General features: G+C 54.3%; 25 protein-coding genes. All 25 read left to right on the forward strand.

From position 1 onward, the window contains the following. Positions 1-121: 121 nt before the first annotated feature. The 25 genes from fliE (at position 122) to M5M_RS02445 (ending at position 23,379) form a co-directional block, all read left to right on the forward strand. Positions 122-487, forward strand: a complete 366-nt coding sequence (gene fliE, locus M5M_RS02325; RefSeq protein ID WP_015045857.1) for a flagellar hook-basal body complex protein FliE — start codon at positions 122-124, stop codon at positions 485-487. 11 nt (positions 488-498) lie between these two features. Continuing rightward, positions 499-2,184, forward strand: coding sequence for a flagellar basal-body MS-ring/collar protein FliF (fliF, locus tag M5M_RS02330; protein WP_015045858.1), 1,686 nt, complete (start codon positions 499-501; stop codon positions 2,182-2,184). Next, positions 2,181-3,221: a flagellar motor switch protein FliG gene (fliG, locus tag M5M_RS02335; protein ID WP_024330270.1), complete on the forward strand. Its 1,041-nt coding sequence runs from the start codon at positions 2,181-2,183 to the stop codon at positions 3,219-3,221. The genes fliF and fliG overlap by 4 nt, the downstream gene beginning before the upstream one ends. Before the next feature lie 15 nt (positions 3,222-3,236). Further along, a complete protein-coding gene (locus M5M_RS19265; protein WP_015045860.1) occupies positions 3,237-4,040 on the forward strand; it encodes a flagellar assembly protein FliH in 804 nt (267 codons plus the stop codon). Then, on the forward strand, positions 4,030-5,385 hold the full coding sequence (gene fliI / locus M5M_RS02345) for a flagellar protein export ATPase FliI (protein WP_015045861.1): 1,356 nt from the start codon (positions 4,030-4,032) through the stop codon (positions 5,383-5,385). Before M5M_RS19265 ends, fliI begins: the two co-directional genes overlap by 11 nt. Continuing rightward, positions 5,382-5,810, forward strand: coding sequence for a flagellar export protein FliJ (fliJ, locus tag M5M_RS19270; protein ID WP_015045862.1), 429 nt, complete (start codon positions 5,382-5,384; stop codon positions 5,808-5,810). The genes fliI and fliJ overlap by 4 nt, the downstream gene beginning before the upstream one ends. Before the next feature lie 192 nt (positions 5,811-6,002). Continuing rightward, positions 6,003-6,308 (forward strand): STAS domain-containing protein, encoded by a 306-nt coding sequence (locus M5M_RS02355; protein ID WP_015045863.1) that lies wholly within the window; start codon positions 6,003-6,005, stop codon positions 6,306-6,308. 12 nt (positions 6,309-6,320) lie between these two features. After that, on the forward strand, positions 6,321-8,036 hold the full coding sequence (locus tag M5M_RS02360; RefSeq protein ID WP_015045864.1) for an ATP-binding SpoIIE family protein phosphatase: 1,716 nt from the start codon (positions 6,321-6,323) through the stop codon (positions 8,034-8,036). Positions 8,037-8,054: 18 nt separating this feature from the next. Next, positions 8,055-8,387 carry an Hpt domain-containing protein gene (locus tag M5M_RS02365; RefSeq protein WP_015045865.1) on the forward strand — a complete coding sequence of 111 codons (333 nt, stop codon included), beginning with the start codon at positions 8,055-8,057 and terminating at the stop codon, positions 8,385-8,387. 162 nt (positions 8,388-8,549) lie between these two features. Next, positions 8,550-9,977 (forward strand): flagellar hook-length control protein FliK, encoded by a 1,428-nt coding sequence (locus M5M_RS19275; protein WP_015045866.1) that lies wholly within the window; start codon positions 8,550-8,552, stop codon positions 9,975-9,977. Positions 9,978-10,186: 209 nt separating this feature from the next. Further along, entirely contained in the window at positions 10,187-10,696 is a 510-nt protein-coding gene (locus M5M_RS02375) for a flagellar basal body-associated FliL family protein (RefSeq protein WP_015045867.1), read from the forward strand. 8 nt (positions 10,697-10,704) lie between these two features. Further along, positions 10,705-11,703: a flagellar motor switch protein FliM gene (gene fliM, locus M5M_RS02380; RefSeq protein ID WP_015045868.1), complete on the forward strand. Its 999-nt coding sequence runs from the start codon at positions 10,705-10,707 to the stop codon at positions 11,701-11,703. A 26-nt stretch (positions 11,704-11,729) separates the two neighbouring features. Next, positions 11,730-12,164 carry a flagellar motor switch protein FliN gene (gene fliN / locus M5M_RS02385; protein ID WP_015045869.1) on the forward strand — a complete coding sequence of 145 codons (435 nt, stop codon included), beginning with the start codon at positions 11,730-11,732 and terminating at the stop codon, positions 12,162-12,164. Between the two features lie 97 nt (positions 12,165-12,261). Then, the gene (gene fliO, locus M5M_RS02390; protein WP_024330269.1) at positions 12,262-12,567 is read left to right on the forward strand and encodes a flagellar biosynthetic protein FliO; all 306 of its coding nucleotides are present in this window, start codon (positions 12,262-12,264) and stop codon (positions 12,565-12,567) included. Then, a complete protein-coding gene (fliP, locus tag M5M_RS02395) occupies positions 12,567-13,334 on the forward strand; it encodes a flagellar type III secretion system pore protein FliP (RefSeq protein WP_015045871.1) in 768 nt (255 codons plus the stop codon). Before fliO ends, fliP begins: the two co-directional genes overlap by 1 nt. A gap of 1 nt (position 13,335) precedes the next feature. After that, a complete protein-coding gene (locus M5M_RS02400) occupies positions 13,336-13,608 on the forward strand; it encodes a flagellar biosynthetic protein FliQ (RefSeq protein ID WP_024330268.1) in 273 nt (90 codons plus the stop codon). Then, positions 13,605-14,381: a flagellar biosynthetic protein FliR gene (gene fliR / locus M5M_RS02405; protein WP_015045873.1), complete on the forward strand. Its 777-nt coding sequence runs from the start codon at positions 13,605-13,607 to the stop codon at positions 14,379-14,381. Before M5M_RS02400 ends, fliR begins: the two co-directional genes overlap by 4 nt. 3 nt (positions 14,382-14,384) lie before the next feature. Continuing rightward, complete coding sequence (gene flhB, locus M5M_RS02410; protein WP_015045874.1) at positions 14,385-15,521, forward strand: flagellar biosynthesis protein FlhB; 1,137 nt, start codon at positions 14,385-14,387, stop codon at positions 15,519-15,521. Between the two features lie 26 nt (positions 15,522-15,547). Beyond that, entirely contained in the window at positions 15,548-16,636 is a 1,089-nt protein-coding gene (locus M5M_RS02415; RefSeq protein WP_015045875.1) for an SMP-30/gluconolactonase/LRE family protein, read from the forward strand. A 146-nt stretch (positions 16,637-16,782) separates the two neighbouring features. After that, complete coding sequence (flhA, locus tag M5M_RS02420; RefSeq protein ID WP_015045876.1) at positions 16,783-18,966, forward strand: flagellar biosynthesis protein FlhA; 2,184 nt, start codon at positions 16,783-16,785, stop codon at positions 18,964-18,966. Between the two features lie 20 nt (positions 18,967-18,986). After that, positions 18,987-20,444, forward strand: coding sequence for a flagellar biosynthesis GTPase FlhF (gene flhF / locus M5M_RS02425; RefSeq protein ID WP_015045877.1), 1,458 nt, complete (start codon positions 18,987-18,989; stop codon positions 20,442-20,444). Between the two features lie 30 nt (positions 20,445-20,474). Next, positions 20,475-21,299, forward strand: a complete 825-nt coding sequence (locus M5M_RS02430; protein WP_015045878.1) for a MinD/ParA family protein — start codon at positions 20,475-20,477, stop codon at positions 21,297-21,299. After that, positions 21,299-22,048: an RNA polymerase sigma factor FliA gene (locus M5M_RS02435; RefSeq protein ID WP_015045879.1), complete on the forward strand. Its 750-nt coding sequence runs from the start codon at positions 21,299-21,301 to the stop codon at positions 22,046-22,048. The genes M5M_RS02430 and M5M_RS02435 overlap by 1 nt, the downstream gene beginning before the upstream one ends. Before the next feature lie 117 nt (positions 22,049-22,165). Next, positions 22,166-22,549, forward strand: a complete 384-nt coding sequence (cheY, locus tag M5M_RS02440; RefSeq protein WP_015045880.1) for a chemotaxis response regulator CheY — start codon at positions 22,166-22,168, stop codon at positions 22,547-22,549. A gap of 53 nt (positions 22,550-22,602) precedes the next feature. Further along, complete coding sequence (locus M5M_RS02445) at positions 22,603-23,379, forward strand: protein phosphatase CheZ (RefSeq protein WP_015045881.1); 777 nt, start codon at positions 22,603-22,605, stop codon at positions 23,377-23,379. Positions 23,380-23,386 lie beyond the last annotated feature (7 nt).

Genomic DNA, 23,386 nt, shown 5'->3' on the forward strand with positions numbered 1-23,386 from the left:
CTGATTCAATGTCGCGGTCCCGCGCTCAAGCGGCAAATATTCTCCGGCGGCAATTTTTGGCCTGATTTGTGCAAACCCTAGAGGTGTGCCATTTGAGAGTCAAAAAACTGTCGGAGTACCTATGGTGGATCGCGTTGATATAAATCGTTTGTTGGTTGAAATGCGTGCTATGAAGCAGCAAACCATGCCCACCCGCGCCCGAGAATTGGATCAGGTCAGTCATGCGCTGAAACCGGGCCAGGTAATCAATGCGCCCGAGTCAACAGACAACTTTTCGCACTTGTTCAGTCAGGCGATTGATAAGGTCAATGCAACCCAACAGCAAGCCAATCAATTGGCAAAGGCCTATGAAACGGGCCGCGAAAACATCGACATCACCGACGTGATGATTGCCTCCCAAAAAGCCTCTGTTTCCTTTCAAGCCATGGTTCAGGTTCGCAACAAACTTGTTGAGGCCTACCGTGACGTCATGAACATGCCCATCTGAGATCTGACTAAATGGCTTCTGCAGCAACCGATATTGATGAGCTGAGCACCGGTCGGGATAAGCCCACGAACGATCTGGTAGAAGGTTTTAACAATCTCAATCTGATTCGTCAGGCCGGCCTCATGGTCGGACTGGCCGCCTCCGTTGCCATCGGATTTGCGGTGGTGCTCTGGACACAGGGCGAAGACTATCGCCCCCTGTATGGCAGCCTGGATCGACTGGATTCATCAGAAGTGGCACAGATTCTTGAACAGGCGGATATCGCGTTTAAAGTCGATGGCAGCACCGGTGCGCTATTGGTAGAGGCAGACCGGATACATGACGCGCGCCTGAAACTCGCCGAGGCAGGTATACCCGGCGATAAATCCGTGGGATTTGAATTGCTCGATCAGGAGCAGCCACTGGGAACCAGTCAATTCATGGAAGGCGCGCGTTATCACCGCGGTCTTGAGGGTGAACTGGCGCGTACCATTACCAGCATTAACGCTGTGCGCAGCGCCCGTGTTCACCTGGCACTGCCCAAGCAGTCGGTATTTATCCGCGATGCGCGAAAACCCACTGCGTCTGTGTTTGTGGAACTCTATCCCGGCCGGCAATTGAAGCCCGAACATGTGAAAGCGATGGCCAATCTCGTGGCTGCAAGTATTCCCGAGCTGCGACTGGAAGACGTCACGATAGTGGATCAGCGCGGCAATTTGCTCAGTACCGGCGAAGAATCTGAAGAGCTGGTGATGGCAGATAAACAACGCAATTATACCCGTAAGCTCGAAGGCGACCTGGTGGCCAGGATTAACAGCATACTCGAGCCGATACTGGGTGCAGGAAAATTCAGGGCGGAAGTCGCAGCCGAAGTGGACTTCACTCAGGTTGAACAGGCGGACGAGGTTTACAACCCGGATTTGCCCGCACTGCGCAGCGAACAAACCATGGATGAGGCCACCGTTGGGCAAGGCATGGTGGCCGGGATTCCGGGCGCGCTCACCAATCAACCCCCCAACGATGGCGCAGCGCCGGAAGATGCCGGACCACAAAATGAAGGTGGCGCTCAACAACCCAAGCGCAACAGTAAACAAGCCACCCGTAACTACGAACTTGATAGAACCTTAAGTTATACACGGCACCAGACAGGTACCATAAAACGTCTGACGGTTGCCGTCGTGGTTGATGATAAACTGGTACCTACAGAAGGTGGCAGTCAGCATCAGTTGTGGTCAGAGGCCGAGCTCGAACGATTCGCGATTCTCGTGAGGGATGCGGTGGGTTTCTCGGCGGCCCGCGGTGACAGCGTCAATGTGATTAATTCGCGATTCCACGGTGTGGAAGAGTTTATTCCTGAAACTCAGGAAATCTGGGAACAGGCCTGGTTCCAGAAATTGGCGAAACAGCTGGTGGGGCTGTTAATCGTCGTTATCCTGATTACCGGTTTACTGCGTCCGGTTCTGAAAAATCTCGCAATCGCCGGCCAAAAGGCAAAAGAACTGGAGAATGCCCGTGAGATGGCCGCCTTGGAAGACGCAGGCCTCAGTGGTTTCGAAAATTTATCGGATGAGACAGTGACGTTAACCGGTGGTGATGGTTTGGCGCTGCCCAGCCCCGAAGAATCGTATGAACAACAGATCAATATGATCAAAGGCTTAGTGGCAGAAGATCCCGGGCGCGTAGCGCAAGTCATTAAACGTTGGGTAAATGAAGAATGAGTGATCCAAAAGCGGCCGGCGCACAGGGTGAACAAAAACCTGAACTGAAAATGTCAAAAGTTCAGCAGGCGGCAATCCTCCTCATGTCCATGGGCGAGAACGATGCGGCGCAGGTGCTTAAACATATGGGCCCCAAAGAAGTTCAGAAAGTGGGTACTGCGATGTCCCAGCTGAACAATGTGCAGCAGTTTGAAGTGGAAGGGGTCATTTCCAATTTTCTGGACGAAGTCAGAACCCTGACCGGCCTGGGCATGGGGTCTGATGGCTATATCCGCAATATGCTGGTCAGCGCGCTGGGCGAGGATAAAGCCAATGGCTTGATTGATCGCATTCTCCTGGGCGGCAATACCACTGGTTTGGATACGCTTAAATGGATGGAATCCCGTTCGGTGGCCGATATTATTCGCAATGAACACCCACAAATTCAGGCGATTGTCATGGCTTACCTCGACAGTGATCAGGCTGCCGAAATCATGAGCTATTTCCCCGACAAGGTTCGTCTGGATATTATGATGCGGGTTGCGTCGTTAGATACAGTGCAGCCCAGCGCCCTGCAGGAACTCAATGATATTCTCGAAAAACAATTCTCGGGTAATGCCGGCTCACAAACCAAAGCGATGGGTGGTGTGAAAGTTGCTGCAGAGATCATGAATAATCTCGAGAGCAGTATTGAAGCCGAGTTGATGGAATCCATTAAAGAAGTGGATGAAGATCTTGGTACCCAGATCCAGGATCTCATGTTTGTGTTTGACAATCTCAAGGATGTGGACGACCGGGGCATCCAGGCGTTGCTGCGCGAGGTGAGTTCGGAAATATTGATTGTGGCGCTCAAAGGTGCCGACGAAGGACTGCAGGAAAAAATCTTCAAGAATATGTCCAAGCGCGCCGCCGAGCTGCTGCGGGACGACCTGGAAGCCAAAGGACCTGTGCGATTGTCTGAAGTGGAAGGTGCCCAGAAAGAAATTCTTACCATTGCCCGTCGCATGGCCGATGCCGGCGAAATCATGCTGGGCGGCGGTGGCGAGCAAATGGTTTAACGGGTTCGCGTCCCCATGGCTGATAGCAAAGTATTGATCAAAGCCGAAGAGGCAGATCGGGTTCAGCAATGGCACCTGCCAGATTTTTCGACGCGCGCTAACCGTGTGGCCAGCGCTGAGAAAGAGGCCAGGGAGGCCGAGAAAAAAGCCCGGGCCGCCGCCAAAGAAGTGATTGAGGATGTCGACATTCCGGTCCCACTCAATGCGGAAGAGGTTGAAACCATTCGTGCGGAAGCAGAGGCTCAAGGCTTGCAGGAAGGCAGGGCATTGGGATATGAACAGGGTCTTGCAGAAGGGAAGGAAGCGGGCCGGTTGCAGGCATTGGAAGAATACCGTTCCCAGCTAGATGCACAAATAACGCAATTGGCCGAGATCGCAGCCTCGCTCGGAAAGCCCAGGGAAGATCAAAAAAACGAGCTGCAACAACAGCTGGTGCAATTGATTTCCCGTGTCACCCGGCACCTGGTCAGGGCAGAACTGGCGACACCTGGTGAGCATATCGAAAATATGGTCAAGTCGTGCCTGGATACATTGCCCGCAGTCAAACACCCAACTCGTCTATATTTGCACCCCGATGATCTGGCTTACCTGAAAGGTGAGGCGATGATCAGCCAACAGCTTGAGACAGTAGAGCTTATAGCAGACGATTCTTTGACGCCCGGCGGCTGTCGTGCGCTGCGCGGTGCCAGCCAGATCGATGCCAGAGTAGAGACACAGCTGGACGATATTCTATCGGCGCTCGCCATCGGTTCGGACGACGAGCCCGGCACTGATGAAGGTGGCGTCCAGCCAGATCAGGATAATCAGCATGTGGAGTGACCTGACGGGCTGGACCGCATCCCTGATACCGCCTTTGCCACCGCGCGCGCCTCTGACGGTACAGGGCCGGTTGACGCGCGTGGTGGGTATGACTCTGGAGGCCGAGGGCATCGACGTGGGTATCGGGCAGCCCTGCGAATTACTTACCCTGTCAGGTCCGGTACGTGCGCAAGTGGTGGGTTTTAACGAATCGCGGGTTTTTCTGATGCCTATGGGGCCTGCACAGGGGCTGAAAGTAGGGCTGCCCGTAAAACCACTGGCACATGCGCAGGGTATCCCGGTCGGCCCGGGCTTGTTGGGGCGTGTCATCGACGCCAATGGCAAGCCTTTGGATAACCGGGGGCCTTTGACCCAAATAGCCTTTGCAGAGCCGGACGGCAGGGTGATCAATCCGCTGGACAGGCACCCCATCTCTGAACCGCTGGACGTGGGTATCCGCGCCATTAACGGACTACTGACGGTGGGCAAGGGCCAGCGCATTGGTTTATTTGCCGGTTCCGGTGTGGGAAAAAGCGTCCTGCTCGGCATGATGACCCGATTTACCAAAGCTGATGTGGTGGTGGTTGGGCTGGTGGGTGAACGGGGACGGGAAGTAAAGGAGTTTGTCGATCATATTCTGGGTGAAGCCGGCCTGCGGCGCGCGGTGGTTGTGGCGTCACCGGCCGACGACGTGCCCCTGTTGCGGCTGAACGCATCACACCTGGCCACGGGAATCGCCGAGTACTTCCGGGATCAGGGTAAAGATGTGTTACTGCTGATGGACTCGCTGACCCGCTATGCCCAGGCGCAGCGCGAAATTGCGCTGTCCATTGGCGAGCCGCCGGCAACCCGTGGTTATCCGCCATCGGTGTTCGCAAAATTACCGCAATTGGTGGAAAGAGCGGGCAACGGGCGCGCGGGCGGCGGCTCGATTACCGCGTTTTACACGGTGCTTACCGAAGGCGACGACCTGCAGGACCCGATTGCCGATGCATCCAGGGCTATTCTCGATGGACACGTGGTGCTCAATCGGCGCCTGGCCGACGAGGGTGTCTACCCGGCCATCGATGTGGAAGCCTCTGTGAGCCGGGTCATGCCGTCGGTTGTTTCGGAGTCCCAGCTAGCGATGGCACAGACATTCAAGGGCCTGATGGCAAACTACCGCCAGAACCGGGACTTGATCAGCATGGGAGCCTATCAGGCTGGCGCCGACCCGGCACTGGATGAAGCCATTCAAAAGCAACCGGCGCTCAAGCGTTACGTCAGTCAACGCATGTCTGAAGCCGTCGATATGGCCGCTGCGCAACTGGGGCTGGGTGAATTGCTGGTGAAGTCAGATCCGCCCCGTAACGGCGCTAAGGCATGAACAGTAGCGCCCGGATAGCGCAGGTGATCCGGTTGGCCAAGCGAAGGGAAGATCAGGCGGCCGCCCTGCTGCGCGACTGGCAGACCAAGCTGGCGTCGGCGGAGCAGCAGGTCAGTCAGTTACAGCAGTACCGGCAAAGCTACATGACGCCGGCCAATCAAGGGCATACGCCCCAATCGTTGGCAAACCGGGCCCAATTCGTGGCCCATTTGTCCGATGTCATCCAGGCGCAGGAGCGGATTGCAGAACAGCTGGCAGTCAAGCTCGGGCACTATCAACAGCAATGGCGACTTCTGCACCGTAAGCGTGAGTTACTGGAGGAATACGGCGAAAGACAGGCCCTGGAAGCAATGCGCCAGTTGGATAAATTGTGGGATCGGCTGTGTGATGACCTGGCCTCGCGTAAATACACGCAACCTGATTGAATTCTTATACTAAACTGTCATTAGTGTTGATAAATCCCTTGCGTACTCAGGTTTACAGGTTGGCTCGCCATTTCGGTGCCGTTTTGAAGGTGTGTGTCCATCCGCCGAAAAACATAGGCTAGGCCAGCAAGCGACTGCGTGATAGGGTTTCAGCCAGGATGGGTCTCATTTATAAGGTCTTAAGGAAACAGTATGGGAATCCGCACCGCTTATTCAGCTGATACAGGCGTGCTAACCATCGCCGTCGAAGGGCGATTCGATTTTTCTGCGCATCAGGAATTCAGGGCGGCCTATGAGGGGGCTGATACCAAACCCATGTCTTACTGTGTGGATATGAAGGATACTAATTACCTCGACAGCTCAGCCCTGGGCATGCTGCTGCTGTTACGCGACCATGCCGGTGGTGATGGCGCCGAAATCGTCATTGCTAACTGCAGCGCCGACGTAAAAAAAATCCTGACCATCAGCAACTTTGAACAGTTGTTCACCATCAAGTAACGAGTCAGCGCGATGACCAGCGCACACCCCCTGACCATTCTGGTTGCTGATGACACCAAAACGGATCGGTTGATCCTGGAGACCATCGTCAAAAAGGACGGTCACCGGGTAATCAGCGCCGAAAACGGCCTTCAGGCGGTAGAAAAGTTCACTCGCGATCGACCCGACCTGGTATTGCTGGACGCACTTATGCCGGAAATGGACGGGTTTGAGGCTGCCCGGCAGATTAAGGAAATTGCCGGCGACGAGTTAGTGCCCATTATCTTTCTGACCTCGTTGAACGATACGCAGTCTCTGGTTCGATGCCTCGAAGCGGGTGGCGATGATTTTTTATCCAAACCGTACAATCGGGTGATTTTGCAGGCAAAAATCGGCGCATTCAGCCGCATGCGGGATATGCACTCGATATTGCGCGATCAACGCAACCAGATTCAACTGAATAACCAGCACATGCTGCAAGAGCAAGCAGTTGCCAAACAGGTGTTTGACAATATCGCCCATTCGGGCTGTTTGCACGCGAGCAACGTGCGGACTTTTATGTCACCCCTGGCCGTTTTTAACGGCGACGTACTGGTGGCCGCTATGCGACCCAGCGGCAGTATGTTTATTTTATTGGGGGATTTTACCGGCCACGGCTTGCCAGCAGCCATTGGGGCAATGCCCTTGGCGGCAACATTTTACGGTATGACCCCAAAGGGCTTCTCTCAGGGTGATATCCTGCAGGAAATCAATCAGAAGCTGAAAAGTACCTTGCCTGTAGGCCTGTTTTGTTGCGCTGCAATGGTGGAAATGAATTTTGAGCGCAAATATATTCGTGTATGGAATGGCGGTTTACCCGATTGTTATCTGTACAGAAATAGCGAGAAAAGAATAGAGCGCATCGCGTCAACCAATTTGCCGCTGGGCGTTGTGGCCGGCAAGTCCTTCCGCGAACAGAGCCAGTTTATAGAGCTTGCCGAGGGCGATCGGTTTTTTATGTGGTCAGATGGCATCCACGAGGCCCGCAATGCCACCGGCGAAATGTTCGGCGAGGAGCGTTTACAAGCCGTATTCGAACAAGCGAAGGATGGCAGTGAAATTTTTGACAGCATCCTCAAGGCTGTGCAGGCGTTTGTCGGTGAGGGTGAAAAGGATGATGATCTGTCGTTAGTTGAACTGTGCATGACAACGCCAGACAATGTGGAGCTACTGCAGCAGTTACAGAGTAACTCCGTGCGTAAAGGGTTGAGTGAGTGGAAGCTTTCGTTCGAAATAAAGGCGGCCAGCTTCAAGTTTTTCGATCCGTTACCCATGCTGCTGGATATCTTGCAAAGTGTACCGGGCCTCAGGAAATACGGAGGCAATCTCTACACCATCCTGGCTGAACTCTATTCGAATGCGCTGGAGCACGGTGTTTTGGAGTTGGATTCTGCGATGAAAGACAGCCCGGACGGATTTGTTCAGTATTATCAATTACGCGCTGAGCGTCTGGAAACCACCCAGGGCAGTGTGACCTTTGGCATCAGCCACAAGTTGACATCCGATGGCGGTGCGCTGATTATTCGGGTAAAAGACAGTGGTAAAGGCTTCGATTACCGTGCCGTCAAGCCGCAAAAATCAGGCGATGGCTACTGCGGGCGCGGCATTGCATTGCTGTCTGAACTTGCCGATAGGGTTGAATACATCGGTTGTGGAAACGAAGTTGAATTGGAGTTTCAATGGCACTCCGATGATCCGGTACAAAAATAATCTGGCAGGTTTGGTTATATGGCAAGGCTCGATCAAGATACGATCAATATGTTGAAGGACGTCATGGAAGATGAATTTGTGGCGCTACTGGATACCTTTTTCGAAGACTCGGTCGGTCGGATAGAAGAGCTGGAAGCAGCACTTGCCGGGCAAGACCCTGAGGCGTTCCGCCGAGCCGCCCACAGTTTTAAAGGCAGTGCGGGAAATCTGGCGGCGCAGGACCTTGCCGGTCTTTGCCTCAAAGCCGAAAACATGGGGCAGGGCAAAGACCTGACGGCCGCGACAGAATTGATTGCGGAAATCCGCACCGAATACGACGCGCTTGTTCCACTTCTTAATCAGCATCGTTAAGCTGCAGTCGTTTTAACTCGCCCGAGTTGGCCTTCCTTTTGCAATTACTTGTATAGAACGGAAAAAGCAGCCCCGAAGGCTTGCTTTTCACGCACCGGGATTCATTTATTGCCATCGTGCGGCAACCTTTTGCCGCCGGGGTGCCAGCTATACGAGGCGACTATGCAACAGGACCTGACTTCGGTTACTGCGGGAATATCACTGTTTCTGACCATGGGGTCCAAGCCGGAGCGCGGGTCTGCGCCTGACGACGGTTTCAGGTCGTCCTTGCGCACGGAAACCGACAGGTTGAACAGATCCGCAGCCACAGCGCCTGACCAGAAGCACGCACAACAGGAAGTACGACCCAAGCAAGATGACGTCCAACGCAATGCCGCAGTGCAGCAGGACCGGGTGGACACCAGCGCCCGCGCCGACTCAGAGCATGAATCTGCAACAGCGGTGGATGCGCGCGAACAAGAGACCAGTCTATCTGATGACAGGCCAGTACCGGTGTCCGATACTGCCAGCACAGAGCCGGCAGTAGCTGAGGACGTCGGTTCTGCTGAAGGCGTAGAGGCGGGCATTTTACTTGTGCCCGTCGAAACGCCGATGGCGGGTGGCACAGATACTTTACTTCCAATGCAATCCGGTCAACCCCTGAATCCGCAGGCGGGCGTGCTCGCAGCCGCCGCCGCATCCTTGGCGCAGCCTATTGGCCCGACAGCCGGTATGCAGCGCATTACACCGCTCGCAGACGGCACCCTCAGTCTGATACCGCAAACCGACAAAGTGGGCACCACGGGGTTCGCGGCGCAGCAGAACCAGACCGGCAATTTGCAGACCCAGCTGCTGGCCAGCAACATCTCAGCCGACGGTGACGCAGACGTGAAGACTTCGGTCGATGAATTGCTGGTTCAACGGGAAGTCTCGAAAACCACCGTACCAGCACCCATGCTTAAAACCGGAGATCTGTCTGGCCAACATTCGCAAATGAACCCAACAGCGTTATTGCAGGGGCTCGTCAGCGGCGAACGGTTGCTGCAAGAGCGCTTTTCGGCGCTGGGGCAGGGGCGGGAATCGGGAGCTGCCGGCCCGCTCTTAAAAACACCGTCGGTTGAAGGGGCATCGGGTCTTCCGGGGTCGGTTGCCGTTAACACCGCGCAGGCCGGCGCTGCAACTGCAAGGTCCTCACTGACGGTGCCTTTCCACCAGCCCAATTGGGGGCAGGGCGTTGGCGAAAAAGTCGTGTGGATGGTTTCTCAGAAACTCCGGTTTGCCGAAATTCAACTTGATCCACCTGAGCTCGGGCCGCTGCAGGTAAAGGTCAGTGTGGTTAATGATCAGGTGAGCGTCAGTTTTACCAGTCAACACGCACCTGTACGTGAAGCACTCGACAGTCAGGCGATCCGTTTGCGCGAAATCCTGGAATCGCAGGGCCTGAATCTGGTCGATGTAGATGTGTCGGACCAACAGCAGGCAGATCAGCGGGGCCAGCGCAGCTATGCCGGTGACGTTGATGGCGAGACTGCGCAGGGCGAGCTCGCGGCAGACGATCAACACAACACCGTGAGTTATGTGTCCCCCAATCTGGTCGACCATTTTGTGTAGCAGGCGGTAGGCACAGGGCGTAACGCAAATCTTACAACGGCGACACCCGTTGCCTGTTGTTGCCAAGGTGCCAAACCTTTGACGCAAGCGACTGAATCGCCATCTATACTAGCCCGTAAGGCCTTGATTTACGGGCGTCTTTCGGCAATGGCACGGCAATTGCTGCCCGTAAAACAGGGGAATTGAAACCTGTTTTAGCGGAATGTGTGATGGCTGAAGAAGAAACGCCTGTAGAAGAATCCTCCGGTGGTAAAAAGAAGCTGATCCTGCTTGTAGTGATTGGCCTGTTGCTGGTGGGCATCAGCGTTGGCGGCACCTTGTTTGCCCTGAAAATGATGGGCGGTGAGAGTGCGCCCAGCGCCGATGGCGAAACCGAAGAGGCAGCCCCCGAAGTCAAACTGCCCGCAGTCTATTTCCCACTCAAGCCACCCATTCTCGCGAACTTCAATGTCAAAGGCCGGCAGCGGTTTCTTCAGGCAGATATTACCCTCAAGTTGCGCGAACCCGATGCAGTCGCAGCGGTTGAACTCCATATGCCGATGATCCGCAACGCCTTGGTGATGATCATCAGTGGGCAGATTTATGAAGAGTTGCAAACACCGGAAGGGCGCGAGTTACTGCGTCAACAGGCGTTGGCAGAGATCCAATCGATTCTTGAAACGGAAATTGGTAAGCCGGGCGTAGAGCAGGTGCTGTTTACCAATTTTGTTATGCAATAGGGGGCAGGGTGCAGGACTTACTGTCACAAGACGAGATTGATGCGCTCCTTCATGGTGTAGATGACGGTGACATCGACACCGAGTCGGATGACGATCCCGGTTCGGTCAAATCCTATGACCTGACCAGCCAGGATCGAATTGTTCGTGGGCGTATGCCCACGCTCGAAATGATCAATGAACGCTTTGCCCGTTACATGCGCATTTCCATGTTCAATTTGCTGCGCCGTACTGCCGACGTGTCAGTGGGCGGCATCCAGATTCAGAAATTTGGTGAATACGTTCATACCCTTTACGTGCCCACCAGTCTGAATATGGTGAAATTCAGGCCATTGCGCGGAACGGCTTTGCTCATCCTCGATGCCAAGCTGGTGTTCAAGCTGGTAGATAATTTTTTTGGTGGCGATGGCCGGCATGCAAAGATTGAGGGACGTGAATTCACACCCACTGAACTCCGCGTCGTTCAGATAGTCTTGCAACAGGCGTTTGTGGACCTGAGGGAAGCTTGGAAAGCGGTGATGTCGATTGACTTCGACTACATCAATTCAGAAGTTAATCCTTCCATGGCCAATATTGTCAGCCCAAGTGAGGTGGTTGTAGTGAGCACCTTTCACGTAGAGCTTGATGGCGGCGGCGGCGAGTTCCATATCACGCTTCCCTATTCAATGATTGAGCCAATCCGTGAAGTACTCGATGCCGGCCTGCAAAGTGACTCTGACGATCAGGACGAACGTTGGGTCAAATCGCTGCGCGAGGATGTGATGAGCGCAAAGGTCCGGTTGGAATGTGATCTGGCCCGTAAGAAAATCACCCTGCGGGATATTGTAGAACTCAAAGCCGGGGACATTATTCCGATCGAAATACCGGAGCAACACGTAATCACGGCTAACGGTGTGCCCTTGTTCCGTGCCAAATTTGGCCAGTCCCGCGGAAATCTTGCCTTCAAAATCAACGAATTTATTGACCGGACACAGCCTGGGTATCTCAGTGATATCGGGTTTGATGACTAATTGTGTAATGCATCAGGTGGTATGACATGAGCGACGATATTGACGACCTGCCAGAGGAAGAACCCGATCAGGAGGCGATGGCCGATGAATGGGCCGCCGCGATGGCGGAACAAGGCGTAGAAGAGGATGAAGACGAGCCAGAGGTCGCCGCGCCAATGCCGCTCGATGAGTTCGATGAAAAGCCGTTGGCGGCAGCTGCTTCACAGGATCTGGATGTGATTCTCGACATCCCGGTCAACATTTCCATGGAGGTGGGTTCTACCAGTATCAGTATCAGGAACCTGTTGCAGCTGAACCAGGGTTCGGTGATCGAGCTGGATCGGTTAGCCGGTGAGCCCCTTGACGTACTGGTGAACGGTACGCTCATTGCCCATGGTGAAGTAGTGGTGGTGAACGAGAAGTTTGGTATCCGGATGACCGATGTGGTGAGTCCTTCCGAGCGCATTAAGCGTCTGAAGTAAGAGGCCAGCTATGCCCGAGAAAGATCCAGTTACGCCCTTGCTCACTGCCAGTCAGACTGTTCAAGGTGTCCAACCCCAGGCCGCCGATTCAACGGCTATGGCGTTGCAATTGATCCAGGTGGTGGGGGCGCTGGCGTTGATTGTCGGTTTGATTTTTGCGCTTGCGTGGCTGGCCCGTAAAAAACAGGGCTTTTTGAACCGGGGCATGATGAATGTGGTTGAGCGCTTGTCATTAGGACAGAAAGAAAACCTTGTCCTTGTGAGGGTTAATGGTGAACTATTGCTTCTCGGCGTCACCGCCGGGTCGATTAGTCTGCTCAAAACGGTGGATGTGAACGCGCCCGAAAACATCAGCGCAGACCCCGGTTTTGCACTTCAGCTCGCGAAGGTGCTGGGAAATTGATGGCTAATTTCGTCAACCGTTCAGGACCTGCCATAGCCTTTTTGTTGCTCTCCTTTGCGCCCATTTTAGGGTTTGGTCAGGAGTCCGGCACAGGTATTCCGGCATTATCCCTTACCACCAATCCGGATGGATCACAGGAATACTCGGTGACCATTCAGATACTGGCATTGATGACCGGGCTGACGTTTTTGCCCGCGATCCTTATGATGATGACCAGTTTTACCCGGATTATTATCGTATTCGCCATTCTCCGTCAGGCACTGGGCCTTCAGCAGTCCCCAAGCAACCAGATTATGGTTGGTCTGGCGTTGTTTTTGACGTTGTTCATTATGAGTCCGGTATTCAATCAGGTGTATACCGATGCGGTTGAGCCCTATATGAATGAGCAAATGGACTCAAAAACGGCGCTCGACAGTGCCTTGGTGCCCATGCGTTCCTTCATGATTTCTCAAACGCGCGAATCCGATCTCAAGCTTTTTCTGGATATAGGACGTTACCCGTCGCTCGACTCAGTGGACGATGTGCCCCTGGCGGTCTTAATGCCGGCATTTATTACCAGTGAATTGAAGACGGCATTTCAGATCGGGTTTATGATTTTTATTCCATTTCTGGTCATAGATCTGGTGGTTGCCAGCGTGCTAATGGCAATGGGTATGATGATGTTGTCACCGCTCATTATTTCGTTACCCTTCAAGTTGATGCTATTTGTATTGGTGGATGGGTGGGCGATGATCATCGGCTCTCTGGCCGCGAGTTTCGGGGTGTAGCATGACGCCAGAAGTGGTCATGGACCTGTTTGCCAATGCTTTTTATCTGGCTGTATTGGTCATTGCTGTGATCGTCGGACCCAGTCTTGCCGTGGGTCTTTTGGTGAGCATGTTTCAGGCCGCGACACAAATCAACGAGCAAACACTGAGCTTTTTGCCCCGTCTTTTGGTCACGCTGATTACCATAATGATTACTGGTGCCTGGCTGATCGAAAAGTTCAGTGGTCTGTTTTTACAGATCTTTGCGCAGATTCCCTTGCTGGTTGGCGCATGAATTTTCTTGAGGCCGAAGTCTTACAATGGGTGACGGAAACGTTACTTATTCTGACGCGCGTTGGCGCGTTTTTTCTTGCAGCGCCAGTATTCGGTTCGAAGCTCTTTAACGCCCGGGCGCGGCTGTTTCTCGCGCTATTGATTGCACTGCTACTCAAGCCCCATATACAGCTTCCCTCCTTGCCGGATGCATTGAGCCTGCAATTGTGGGTGATGGTGTTACATGAGGTGGTAATTGGTGTGACCGCGGCCTTTGCCATGCAATTGGCTTTCCAGGTGGCAGTACTTGCGGGTCAATACATTGCCATGAAAATGGGGCTGGGCTTTGCATCCATGAACGACCCGAGCAATGGCGTCTCGATTACGGTGATTTCACAGTACTACCTCATGCTTATTACCTTGCTTTTTATCGCAGGCGACGGTCATCTATTGTTAATCAGGCTTCTGGCCGAGAGTTTTGTGGCCATGCCCTTGGGTAGCTCTGTCATGTCGGCTAAAAATTTCTGGTTGCTGGTGTCTGCCGGTAGCTGGCTGTTTTCGGCGGCACTGCTCATTGCGCTGCCTGTGCTGGCATCGTTGATGATCGTCAATATAGCGTTTGGTGTTATGGCCCGATCGGCGCCGCAGATGAACATATTTGCGGTCGGCTTCCCGATTACGCTGATCATGGGTATGTTTATTGTTTACTTCGGTTTTACGACATTTCTGGGTAACTACAATCGCTTTATCCAGGAAGGCTTCAATCAATTACGAACGCTGCTTAATCTGGGGTGATGTATGGCCGAGGAAAATGACAGCAGTCAGGAAAAGACGGAAGAGGCAACCCCCAGGCGACTTGAAAAAGCCCGTGAGGAAGGCCAGATTCCCCGGTCGAAGGAACTGACAACCACCGTCATGTTGCTGGCCGGTTCGGTGGCGCTCTTGGCCAGCGGCCCCTTTATGGGTTCTCAGCTGGGTGGCGTGTTTGAGTCTTCTATGCGCCTCGATCGGGCCAGTGCGTTTGATCCCTCCCAAATGCTCGCGATTCTCACCAGTAGCCTGGCCGATAGTCTGCTCGCGCTACTGCCACTTTTTTTTACCCTGGCCGTTGCGGCCTTCGTCGGCCCCATATTGTTGGGCGGCTGGTTGGTGAGCAGTAAAGCAATGGAACCCAAGTTGAGCCGGATGAGTCTGCTGGCCGGTTTGAAACGGATGTTCTCGGTAAAATCACTGGTAGAACTTTTGAAGGCCGTGGCCAAAGTGGGTGTAATTTTACTGTTGGCGGTGGGATTACTGCGAATGTTGAGACCGGAGTTGCTAGGTCTGGCCAATGAATCGGTAGAGACGGCAATCAGCCACGCGGTCTGGCTGGCAATTATTTCCGCATTGATACTGTCTGCAAGTACTGCACTGATCGCCGCGGTTGATGTGCCGTTTCAGCTGTGGGAGCACGCCAGGAAGCTGCGGATGTCCATGCAGGACATTAAAGATGAATACAAGGAGTCCGAAGGCAAGCCCGAAGTAAAAAGTAAGATCAAACAATTGCAGCGGGAAATGGCGAATCGTCGGATGATGGCGGCGGTACCCGATGCTGATGTGGTCATCACCAACCCGACGCATTATTCCGTTGCACTGAAATACGACCCGAGCCAGATGGCCACTCCGGTGTTAGTTGCTAAGGGGGCAGATGAAATAGCCCTGAAAATCCGTGAAATTGCTAACGCGCACGGTGTGGAATTGGTCGCGTCTCCTGCGTTGGCGCGGTCTGTATTTCATACCACTGATGTAGATGAAACCATCCCCGCGGGTTTGTATATGGCGGTCGCACAGGTGCTGGCTTACGTGTTTCAATTGCGCAATTATCGCACCGGCCGGGGCAAAAAACCTTACCTACCCACAGACATCCAAATTCCCGCAGATTTACGTTACGATTAGCGCTTTTTGGGACGGTGATTCATCCTATGCGGAAATACATCATTCTTTTGCTGGTACCCATTCTGTATCTCTTGTTCTGGCCCACGGCGGTGGACCCCAAATCCTGGCAGCCACCGTTGGACGAGGGTTTCAATGGCGTCTTTGCTCCAAACACCCTGTTGCAGGGCGGTGAGGCTATAGCGTTACCGGAAGGCTACTCGGGACCGGAAGCGGTGTTGGTCAGCCGGCAAGGTGATGTGATCGTCAGTACCCATGAAGGTGCGCTGCTCAGGATGCCGGTGGGGAAATCCCAATTTGAATTGCTGGTCGAGACGGGAGGGCGCCCGCTGGGCATTACTGAGACCGAGACCGGCGACATTCTGATTGCCGACGCCTATCGCGGCCTGTTGAGTTATTCCGGTAATCGCGGTTTGGAAGTTCTGGTTAACGAGGTCGATGGCGAGCCCCTGGGCTACGTTAACGATGTGGCCTATCTCGACGATGGCTGGGTGTTCTTTACAGACTCCAGTGCCAAATTCCACGCGCAAGCCAATGGTGGAACCTATCCTGCAAGCCTGCTGGATATCATGGAGCACGGAGGCCATGGTCGGTTGTTTTCCATGGATTTGCGTACCGGTGTTGTTCTCGAGGTGGCCCATGGATTTAACTTTGCCAATGGGGTGGCCGCAAAAGCCGGCAACTCTGAAGGCTTGGTCACAGTCTTCGTCAACGAAACCGGAAACTACCGAGTGCTGGCATTCGATCTTCTGGATGGGGTGGTGCAAGCCCAGCGCACGGTGATCGATAATCTGCCGGGTTTTCCGGACAACCTTTCTTTGGCTCCCGATGGTGATTTATGGCTTGGTTTGGTATCACCGCGCAGCGCACTGCTCGACAAGCTCGCCGATAAACCGTTTGTCCGTCAGGTTGTGCAACGTTTACCCGCGTTTTTGCGGCCGAAAGCGCAGCATTACGGTGCAGTAGTTAAAGTGTCTGGCGATGGCACTGTTGTCACCCAGATGCAGGATCCAAGCGGCGCTATCTATACCACTACAGGCGTTGCCGAAACCGAAGATCGGTTTTATATCAGCCGGCTGCACGGGGATTTTCTGGTCGCGTTGAGCAAGCGTGACTGATTATTGAACGCAATAGCTGCCCCGTACATTCAAGCATAGCTGTACAGGGGCAGCTGCACTCAGGCGCATCTACCGCCGTTTCTGATTTGTCGGCACGCTTTTTGCGACTCTCGTCCTGAAACTAAAGCGAGTGTCAAAAAAGCGTTATGGCCCTTCCCGGTTTAAGTATCTTTTCCGGTGTTAACCGGCAGTCCCTTGCAGCCGGTGTGACCCAGCTGAAACACGGCAGTATTGGTATTCCAATCCTGCTGCTGATGCTGTTGGGCATGATGACTCTGCCAGTACCGCCGTTCCTGCTGGATGTCTTCTTTTCGTTCAACATTGCGCTGAGTATCGTGGTCCTGCTCGTGGGCGTATATGCGCTCCGGCCTTTGGACTTTGCGGTATTTCCCACCATTCTGTTGGTGGCAACCTTGCTCCGGCTGGCACTTAATGTGGCGTCTACCCGCGTGGTGTTGTTGTATGGCCACGAAGGTGGCGATGCTGCCGGTAAGGTAATCGAAGCGTTCGGTGAAGTGGTTATTGGCGGTAACTACGCGGTAGGCTTGGTGGTATTCCTGATTCTGATGATCATTAACTTTGTTGTGGTCACCAAAGGTGCCGGCCGGATTTCCGAGGTCAGTGCGCGTTTCACTCTGGATGCCATGCCCGGCAAACAGATGGCGATTGACGCCGACCTGAATGCCGGTCTGATCGATCAGGAAGAAGCCAAAATCCGACGTGCCGATGTGGCCTCTGAAGCCGATTTCTATGGCGCCATGGATGGTGCCAGCAAGTTTGTGCGCGGCGATGCTATCGCCGGCATCCTGATTTTGATCATCAACGTGGTGGGCGGACTGGCTGTGGGTATGGCCCAACATCAGCTCGAATTTCAGGACGCCTTACAAAAATATATTTTGCTGACTATCGGCGACGGACTGGTTGCCCAGATTCCGTCTCTGCTGCTGTCTACCGCCGCCGCAATTCTGGTGACGCGGGTTAATTCTTCCGAAGACATGTCGCGTCAGGTGATGCGCCAAATGTTTGACTCGCCCAAGGCATTGGCGGTTTCGGCCTGCGTCCTGTTTGTGATGGGGTCAATTCCCGGTATGCCGCATCTGGCTTTTTTGGGGCTTGGGCTCATCGCCGGCGGGCTTGCCTGGATGATTCACCGTCGTCGGAGTCAAGGCGAACTGGTGGCCGATGTGCCTCCTGGTACCAAATCGGCTGATGCTAAAAAAGCGCCAGTTTCCGCCAAGACCGACCAGACGCCGGCGCTCGAACACCAGCCGGCACCGGTAGAGGTGAGCTGGGAGGACGTAAAACCGGTGGACGTTATCGGGCTGGAAGTGGGTTATCGTCTGATCCCGATGGTGGACAAATCCCAGGGCGGCGAACTGCTTGGCCGGATAAGGGGCGTACGCAAAAAAATGTCGCAGGAAGTCGGCTTCTTAATCCCCACGGTACACATCCGCGACAATCTGGATCTGCTACCCAACCAATATCGTGTGACATTGATGGGGGTTACGGTGGCCGAGGAAGAGGTGCACCCGGATCGCGATCTGGCTATTAATCCCGGCCAGGTATTTGGCGATGTGGATGGGATCAAAACCAAAGATCCGGCTTTTGGTCTGCCCGCCATCTGGATTAAAACCAGTGAGCGGGATCATGCGCAAACGCTGGGCTACACCGTGGTAGATGCCTCAACCGTGGTGGCCACACACATCAATCAGTTACTCAGCCAGCACGTCAGCGAACTGCTTGGTTTGGAGGATGTGCAGAAGCTGGTGGATCTGCTCGCCAAAACCCATCCCAAACTGGCGGAGCACCTGATACCCGATAGCGTTACCCTCAAAATGCTACTGAAAATTCTGCAAATGCTGCTGGCCGAGCGCGTCAGTATCAAGGATATGCGCAGTATTGCCGAAGCTATTGCTGCCAATAGCGAAGGCTCTCCCGGGCCGGTGACTTTACTCACAGCGGTCAGGCAATCATTGTCGCGCCAGATCATTCAGGGCTTGGTAGGCAATGCGGTGGACATCCCGGTCATCACGCTTGATCCGGCGTTGGAACAGTTATTGCTGAAGACCTATCAGCAGAGTCAGAAATCTGGCGATGCATTGGGTGCGTTGGAGCCGGGGCTTGCGCAGAAGCTGAGAGAATCAGTGACGCAGGCCGCACAAAAACAGGAAGCCGCTGGCAACAGCGCAATCCTGTTGGTGGCAACGCAACTCCGGTATGAGTTGTCGCGTTTTCTCAGGACCTTTGCACCGGACCTCAACGTGCTGGGCTACAACGAGATACCCAACAACAAGCAGATTACGATTGTTGCGTCCGTGGGCGCAGACTAAGTTAGGCGGGAGAATCGAATATGGCGACCAAGCGTATTGTGGCAGCCAACATGCGGCGCGCATTGGAAATTGCCCGTGAACAACTGGGCGAAAGCGCCATTATTTTGTCGACCAAGCGTCATCCCGACGGCGTCGAGCTGCTTGCCACACAAGAAACTGGCGGCCAGGTCCCGGAAGACCAGCGGGCGTTTGCGACTCAGCCCCAGCAACCTGAGGAGGCAGCAGCACCGCTTGCCAGCGACAATGCCTGGCAATTTCAGGATACGCTCGACAAACTGATCCGGGAAACGCCATCTGAAGATCAGCCTGCAGGGCTGCAACGGGCGGCAGAAATCGAACGTGCCCGGCGCAAGCTGGAGGCCAAGGCCACCGCACCTAAGCTGAATGTATTCGGCCAGCCCGTCAGTGAACGTTTCAGCGCAGATCAGACCACACAATCGCTTGGGCAGCCCGGTGATCTGTGGGCATCGCAATTGAGTCATCCCGGTCGTGAGCCCGAGCAGGCAGCGGCGTCGGTTACACCGGTTGCGGTCGATGAGCCCTACGTACGCAAACGCTACGATGCCGACGCGGCGACGGAACAGATGGATCAGCTTAAAAATGAGCTGGCCCAGATGCGGCAGCTGTTGGCAGAGCGCCTCTCAGCCGATACCGCCACCCCGGCAACCCAATCCCTGAAAACCAAACTCGGTCACCTGGGGCTACCAGCGTTTCTGTGCGAGCGACTGGTGGCGGGTGTTAATACCGAGTCCGGTTCAGAACAGATGTGGGCAGAGGCACTCGCGTTGCTGGCACAACGGTTACCGGTCAACGCAAAGGACTGGGTTGCACAGGGTGGGGTATATGCCTTTGTGGGGCCCACTGGCGTCGGCAAAACGACTACATTGGCCAAAATGGCAGTACGTTATGCAATGGTGCACGGTGTCGAGTCCATTGGCCTGATCAGCATCGATCAATACCGACTTGCCGCGCATGAGCAATTGAATGCACTTGGTCAGATTCTCGGAATACCGGTTTCCGTTCCCTCGGCCGGACAAACGCTGGCCCAATTGGTGAAGAGTCTGTCCGGTAAGTCCCTGATTCTCATTGATACCGCGGGATTGAGGCCCGGTGATGAACGATTGACACGTCAACAAGCCGCCTTGGCCGCGGTCAAGGGCATGAACACCCTGCTGGTCATGGCGGCAAATAGCCAGATTCAGGCGCAAAAAGCGTGTTTTCATGCCTATTTACCGAAAGAAGGGCGCCAAGGGTTGGTTTTAACCAAATTGGATGAGGCCATTTCCCTGGGGGAAACCCTGGGACTGGTCATGAACAAAAGGACACCAGTGCTCTATACCACCGCGGGACAGGAGATCCCGCAGGATCTGGATGTGGCCAAAGGACACAAACTGGTCGCCTGTGCCGTGCAAAAGCTGGCCGAAGCTACCGCCACACATAAAGCACAGGGGCAGCAGCTTCGGGCTGAGCATCTATAATCAAAGCAGTAACCAGTAGTGGGAGTCATTATGGGGCATCAGCCTGTTCAGGTCATCGCGGTAACCGGCGGAAAGGGCGGTGTAGGCAAGAGCAATATATCCGTCAATCTGTCGATAGCGTTGGCCCAATCCGGCAAGCGCGTCATGCTCTTGGATGCCGACCTCGGGCTGGCCAACATCGACGTATTGTTGGGGATCAGGGCCGACAAAACCCTGTCTGATGTGCTGAGTGGTGGCTGCAGCCTGCGGGATGTACTGATTACGGGCCCTGGCGGTATCCGTATTGTGCCGGCTTCCTCAGGCGTGCAGAAGATGGCCTCACTCAGCCCACAGCAACACGGAGCATTGATTCGCGCCTTCAGCGATCTGTCTGACCAACTCGATGTCCTCGTTATCGACACTGCGGCTGGGATCAGCGATACCGTGATCAGCTTTGTCAGGGCCGCCAATGAAGCGCTGGTGGTGGTGTGCGATGAGCCGTCTTCGGTGACCGATGCCTACGCCCTCATCAAGTTGCTCAATAAAGATGCGGGCATGCAGCGATTCCGGGTTGTGGCCAATATGACCCGGTCTGCTAATGAAGGCAAACAACTGGTCAACCGGCTGCAGTTGGTGTGCGATAAATTCCTGAACGTGACATTGCATTTTGAAGGCGCAGTCCCGTTTGACGAAAACCTCCGCAAAGCTGTGCAGCACCAGCGTGCGCTGATCGAATACGCGCCTTCCAGTAAAGCCGCTACCGCCATCCGTTGCTTGGCAGAGCGGGTCCTGAGCTGGCCTTTGCCCAAAGCGGCCAGCGGTCAACTCGAGTTCTTTGTGGAACGCCTGTTGGCGACCTCAACGGCAGATGTTTAATGGCAGCGCTTGAGGGATTGGCCATGTACCAGCAGGACCCGACGCCAGCTGAGTCACAGATCCGGGTAGAGGACTACGCACCGTTGGTAAAGCGTATTGCCTACCATCTGATGCTGAGAATGCCGGCCAGCGTACTGGTGGATGACCTGATTCAGGCCGGCATGATTGGCTTGCTGGAAGCAGCACAGAAATTTGACGCATCCAAAGGGGCCAGTTTTGAGACCTATGCCGGAATCCGTATCCGGGGTGCCATCATGGATGAAACCCGTAAGGGCGACTGGGTTCCCCGTTCGGTGCACCGCAATGCGCGCAAAATTGCCGAGGTCACGCGGCAATTGGAAGCCAGTCTAGGGCGCGATGCAGCGGAAAAGGAAATCGCCGATGCGATGGCGCTGTCGCTGGATGACTACCGTGCCATGTTGACCGATACGGCGCACAGCAGGCTATTCAGTTATGAGGAATCTGCCGGTGATGATGAGGCTGGCATTGCGGAAGGCGCAGGCAGCATGGGCCTTGAAGCGCCGTCAGACGCCTTTGAGCGACAGGCGCTAAAGCAATCGCTGGCGCAGGCGATAACCCAACTACCGGAACGCGAACAACTGGTACTCAGTCTTTATTATGACGAAGAGCTCAATCTCAAAGAGATTGGCCAGGTACTGGGTGTGAGCGAATCCCGGGTTTCCCAGATTCATTCCCAGGCTGCCGGTCGCCTCCGGGCAAAGCTGACAGGCTGGAAGGGTGGACTTTAGCCTGTTTGGCTACTATTTCGCCGTTCTTATAACGAAATGATAAACAAAACTGGTAGCCGTGATTTCAGCTACTAGACTGATGAAAAGAGCGTCCAGCAGGGTACGACGGAGGTTGCTTTGGACAAGAACATGAAAATCCTGATCGTTGATGATTTTTCCACCATGCGGCGGATTATCAAGAATCTGTTGCGCGATCTGGGCTTTAGCAACACCCAAGAGGCCGATGACGGGGCTACGGCGCTGCCGATGCTCAAGTCTGGCGACTTCGATTTTTTGGTGACTGACTGGAATATGCCCGGGATGACCGGAATCGAGCTGCTTAAGCAGGTCAGGGCAGACGAAAAGCTGGCGTCTTTGCCGGTGTTAATGGTGACTGCAGAAGCCAAAAGGGATCAGATTATTGAGGCTGCGCAGGCCGGGGTCAGTGGCTATGTAGTCAAGCCGTTTACCGCCCAGGTACTGAAGGAAAAGATCGACAAGATTTTTGAGCGCGTAGGCTGATTCTTCACGCAACCGGCTGACGCCGGCGACTTTTCCCTAATGGCATCGATTTCATGGCAAAAGAGCAATACCAAAAAGGCAATGACGAATTCGTTGCGGAGCTGCGGGACTGCGCCAAGCTCCTGATTGAAAAGCTTCAGGGCGATCAATTCGATGAGGCGTCCCGCCTGATCGAACAAATCATCGAAAGTCGCGACCGTCATTTGTTCCATAACGTGGGCAAACTGACGCGTGGACTGCACGATGCGATTAAAAACTTCAATGTCGATTCTGGTGTAACGGATTCCGATGCGATCTCTGACGCTAGCGATCGTCTCAACTATGTTCTGCGCCTGACGCAGGACGCTGCCAATAAAACCATGGATAAAGTGGAGGCCTGTGCACCCATCGCGGTGGAATTGGGTCAGGAAGCAGCGACGCTGGGCGAAAGCTGGCGCGCTTTAAAACGCCGGGAGCTGAGTGCAGATGACTTCCGCGATTTGTATCAGCGAATTGACCAGTTTCTCGGGCAGATCGAGGCCAGCGCCGGCATTCTGAATGGCAATTTGCAGGACATTATTCTGGAGCAAGGGTATCAGGATCTCACCGGCCAAGTGCTGAAAAAGGTGATTGATCTGGTTTCGGATGTGGAAAGCCAGCTGGTTGGTTTGGTGCGCATCGCAGGGCAAGTTGAAGAAATTACAGGAATCGACTTTCCGGCCGATAAACAGGAGGCCAGCGGGAAATCTGGCAGCGAAGCTGAGGGGCCGCAGATTCACGCCGACAAGCGCGAAGATGTGGTGTCCGGGCAGGATGATGTGGACGATCTGCTGTCCAGCTTAGGATTCTGAAATTATC

The organism is Simiduia agarivorans SA1 = DSM 21679, assembly GCF_000305785.2.
In the GTDB taxonomy this organism is placed as follows: Bacteria; Pseudomonadota; Gammaproteobacteria; order Pseudomonadales; family Cellvibrionaceae; genus Simiduia; species Simiduia agarivorans.

Bases quoted from the DNA above. Each gene is read 5' to 3' on its own strand.
- fliF (WP_015045858.1), top strand. From the start codon at position 499: ATGGCTTCTGCAGCAACCGATATTGATGAGCTGAGCACCGGTCGGGAT.
- fliJ (WP_015045862.1), top strand. From the start codon at position 5,382: ATGAACAGTAGCGCCCGGATAGCGCAGGTGATCCGGTTGGCCAAGCGA.
- fliR (WP_015045873.1), top strand. From the start codon at position 13,605: ATGAATTTTCTTGAGGCCGAAGTCTTACAATGGGTGACGGAAACGTTA.
- flhF (WP_015045877.1), top strand. From the start codon at position 18,987: ATGGCGACCAAGCGTATTGTGGCAGCCAACATGCGGCGCGCATTGGAA.
- fliI (WP_015045861.1), top strand. From the start codon at position 4,030: ATGTGGAGTGACCTGACGGGCTGGACCGCATCCCTGATACCGCCTTTG.
- fliN (WP_015045869.1), top strand. From the start codon at position 11,730: ATGAGCGACGATATTGACGACCTGCCAGAGGAAGAACCCGATCAGGAG.
- M5M_RS02415 (WP_015045875.1), top strand. From the start codon at position 15,548: ATGCGGAAATACATCATTCTTTTGCTGGTACCCATTCTGTATCTCTTG.
- M5M_RS02435 (WP_015045879.1), top strand. From the start codon at position 21,299: ATGGCAGCGCTTGAGGGATTGGCCATGTACCAGCAGGACCCGACGCCA.
- M5M_RS02360 (WP_015045864.1), top strand. From the start codon at position 6,321: ATGACCAGCGCACACCCCCTGACCATTCTGGTTGCTGATGACACCAAA.
- fliE (WP_015045857.1), top strand. From the start codon at position 122: ATGGTGGATCGCGTTGATATAAATCGTTTGTTGGTTGAAATGCGTGCT.
- M5M_RS02375 (WP_015045867.1), top strand. From the start codon at position 10,187: ATGGCTGAAGAAGAAACGCCTGTAGAAGAATCCTCCGGTGGTAAAAAG.
- M5M_RS02365 (WP_015045865.1), top strand. From the start codon at position 8,055: ATGGCAAGGCTCGATCAAGATACGATCAATATGTTGAAGGACGTCATG.
- M5M_RS02430 (WP_015045878.1), top strand. From the start codon at position 20,475: ATGGGGCATCAGCCTGTTCAGGTCATCGCGGTAACCGGCGGAAAGGGC.
- M5M_RS19265 (WP_015045860.1), top strand. From the start codon at position 3,237: ATGGCTGATAGCAAAGTATTGATCAAAGCCGAAGAGGCAGATCGGGTT.
- flhB (WP_015045874.1), top strand. From the start codon at position 14,385: ATGGCCGAGGAAAATGACAGCAGTCAGGAAAAGACGGAAGAGGCAACC.
- fliG (WP_024330270.1), top strand. From the start codon at position 2,181: ATGAGTGATCCAAAAGCGGCCGGCGCACAGGGTGAACAAAAACCTGAA.
- M5M_RS02445 (WP_015045881.1), top strand. From the start codon at position 22,603: ATGGCAAAAGAGCAATACCAAAAAGGCAATGACGAATTCGTTGCGGAG.
- fliP (WP_015045871.1), top strand. From the start codon at position 12,567: ATGGCTAATTTCGTCAACCGTTCAGGACCTGCCATAGCCTTTTTGTTG.
- fliO (WP_024330269.1), top strand. From the start codon at position 12,262: ATGGCGTTGCAATTGATCCAGGTGGTGGGGGCGCTGGCGTTGATTGTC.
- M5M_RS02400 (WP_024330268.1), top strand. From the start codon at position 13,336: ATGACGCCAGAAGTGGTCATGGACCTGTTTGCCAATGCTTTTTATCTG.
- flhA (WP_015045876.1), top strand. From the start codon at position 16,783: ATGGCCCTTCCCGGTTTAAGTATCTTTTCCGGTGTTAACCGGCAGTCC.
- M5M_RS19275 (WP_015045866.1), top strand. From the start codon at position 8,550: ATGCAACAGGACCTGACTTCGGTTACTGCGGGAATATCACTGTTTCTG.
- M5M_RS02355 (WP_015045863.1), top strand. From the start codon at position 6,003: ATGGGAATCCGCACCGCTTATTCAGCTGATACAGGCGTGCTAACCATC.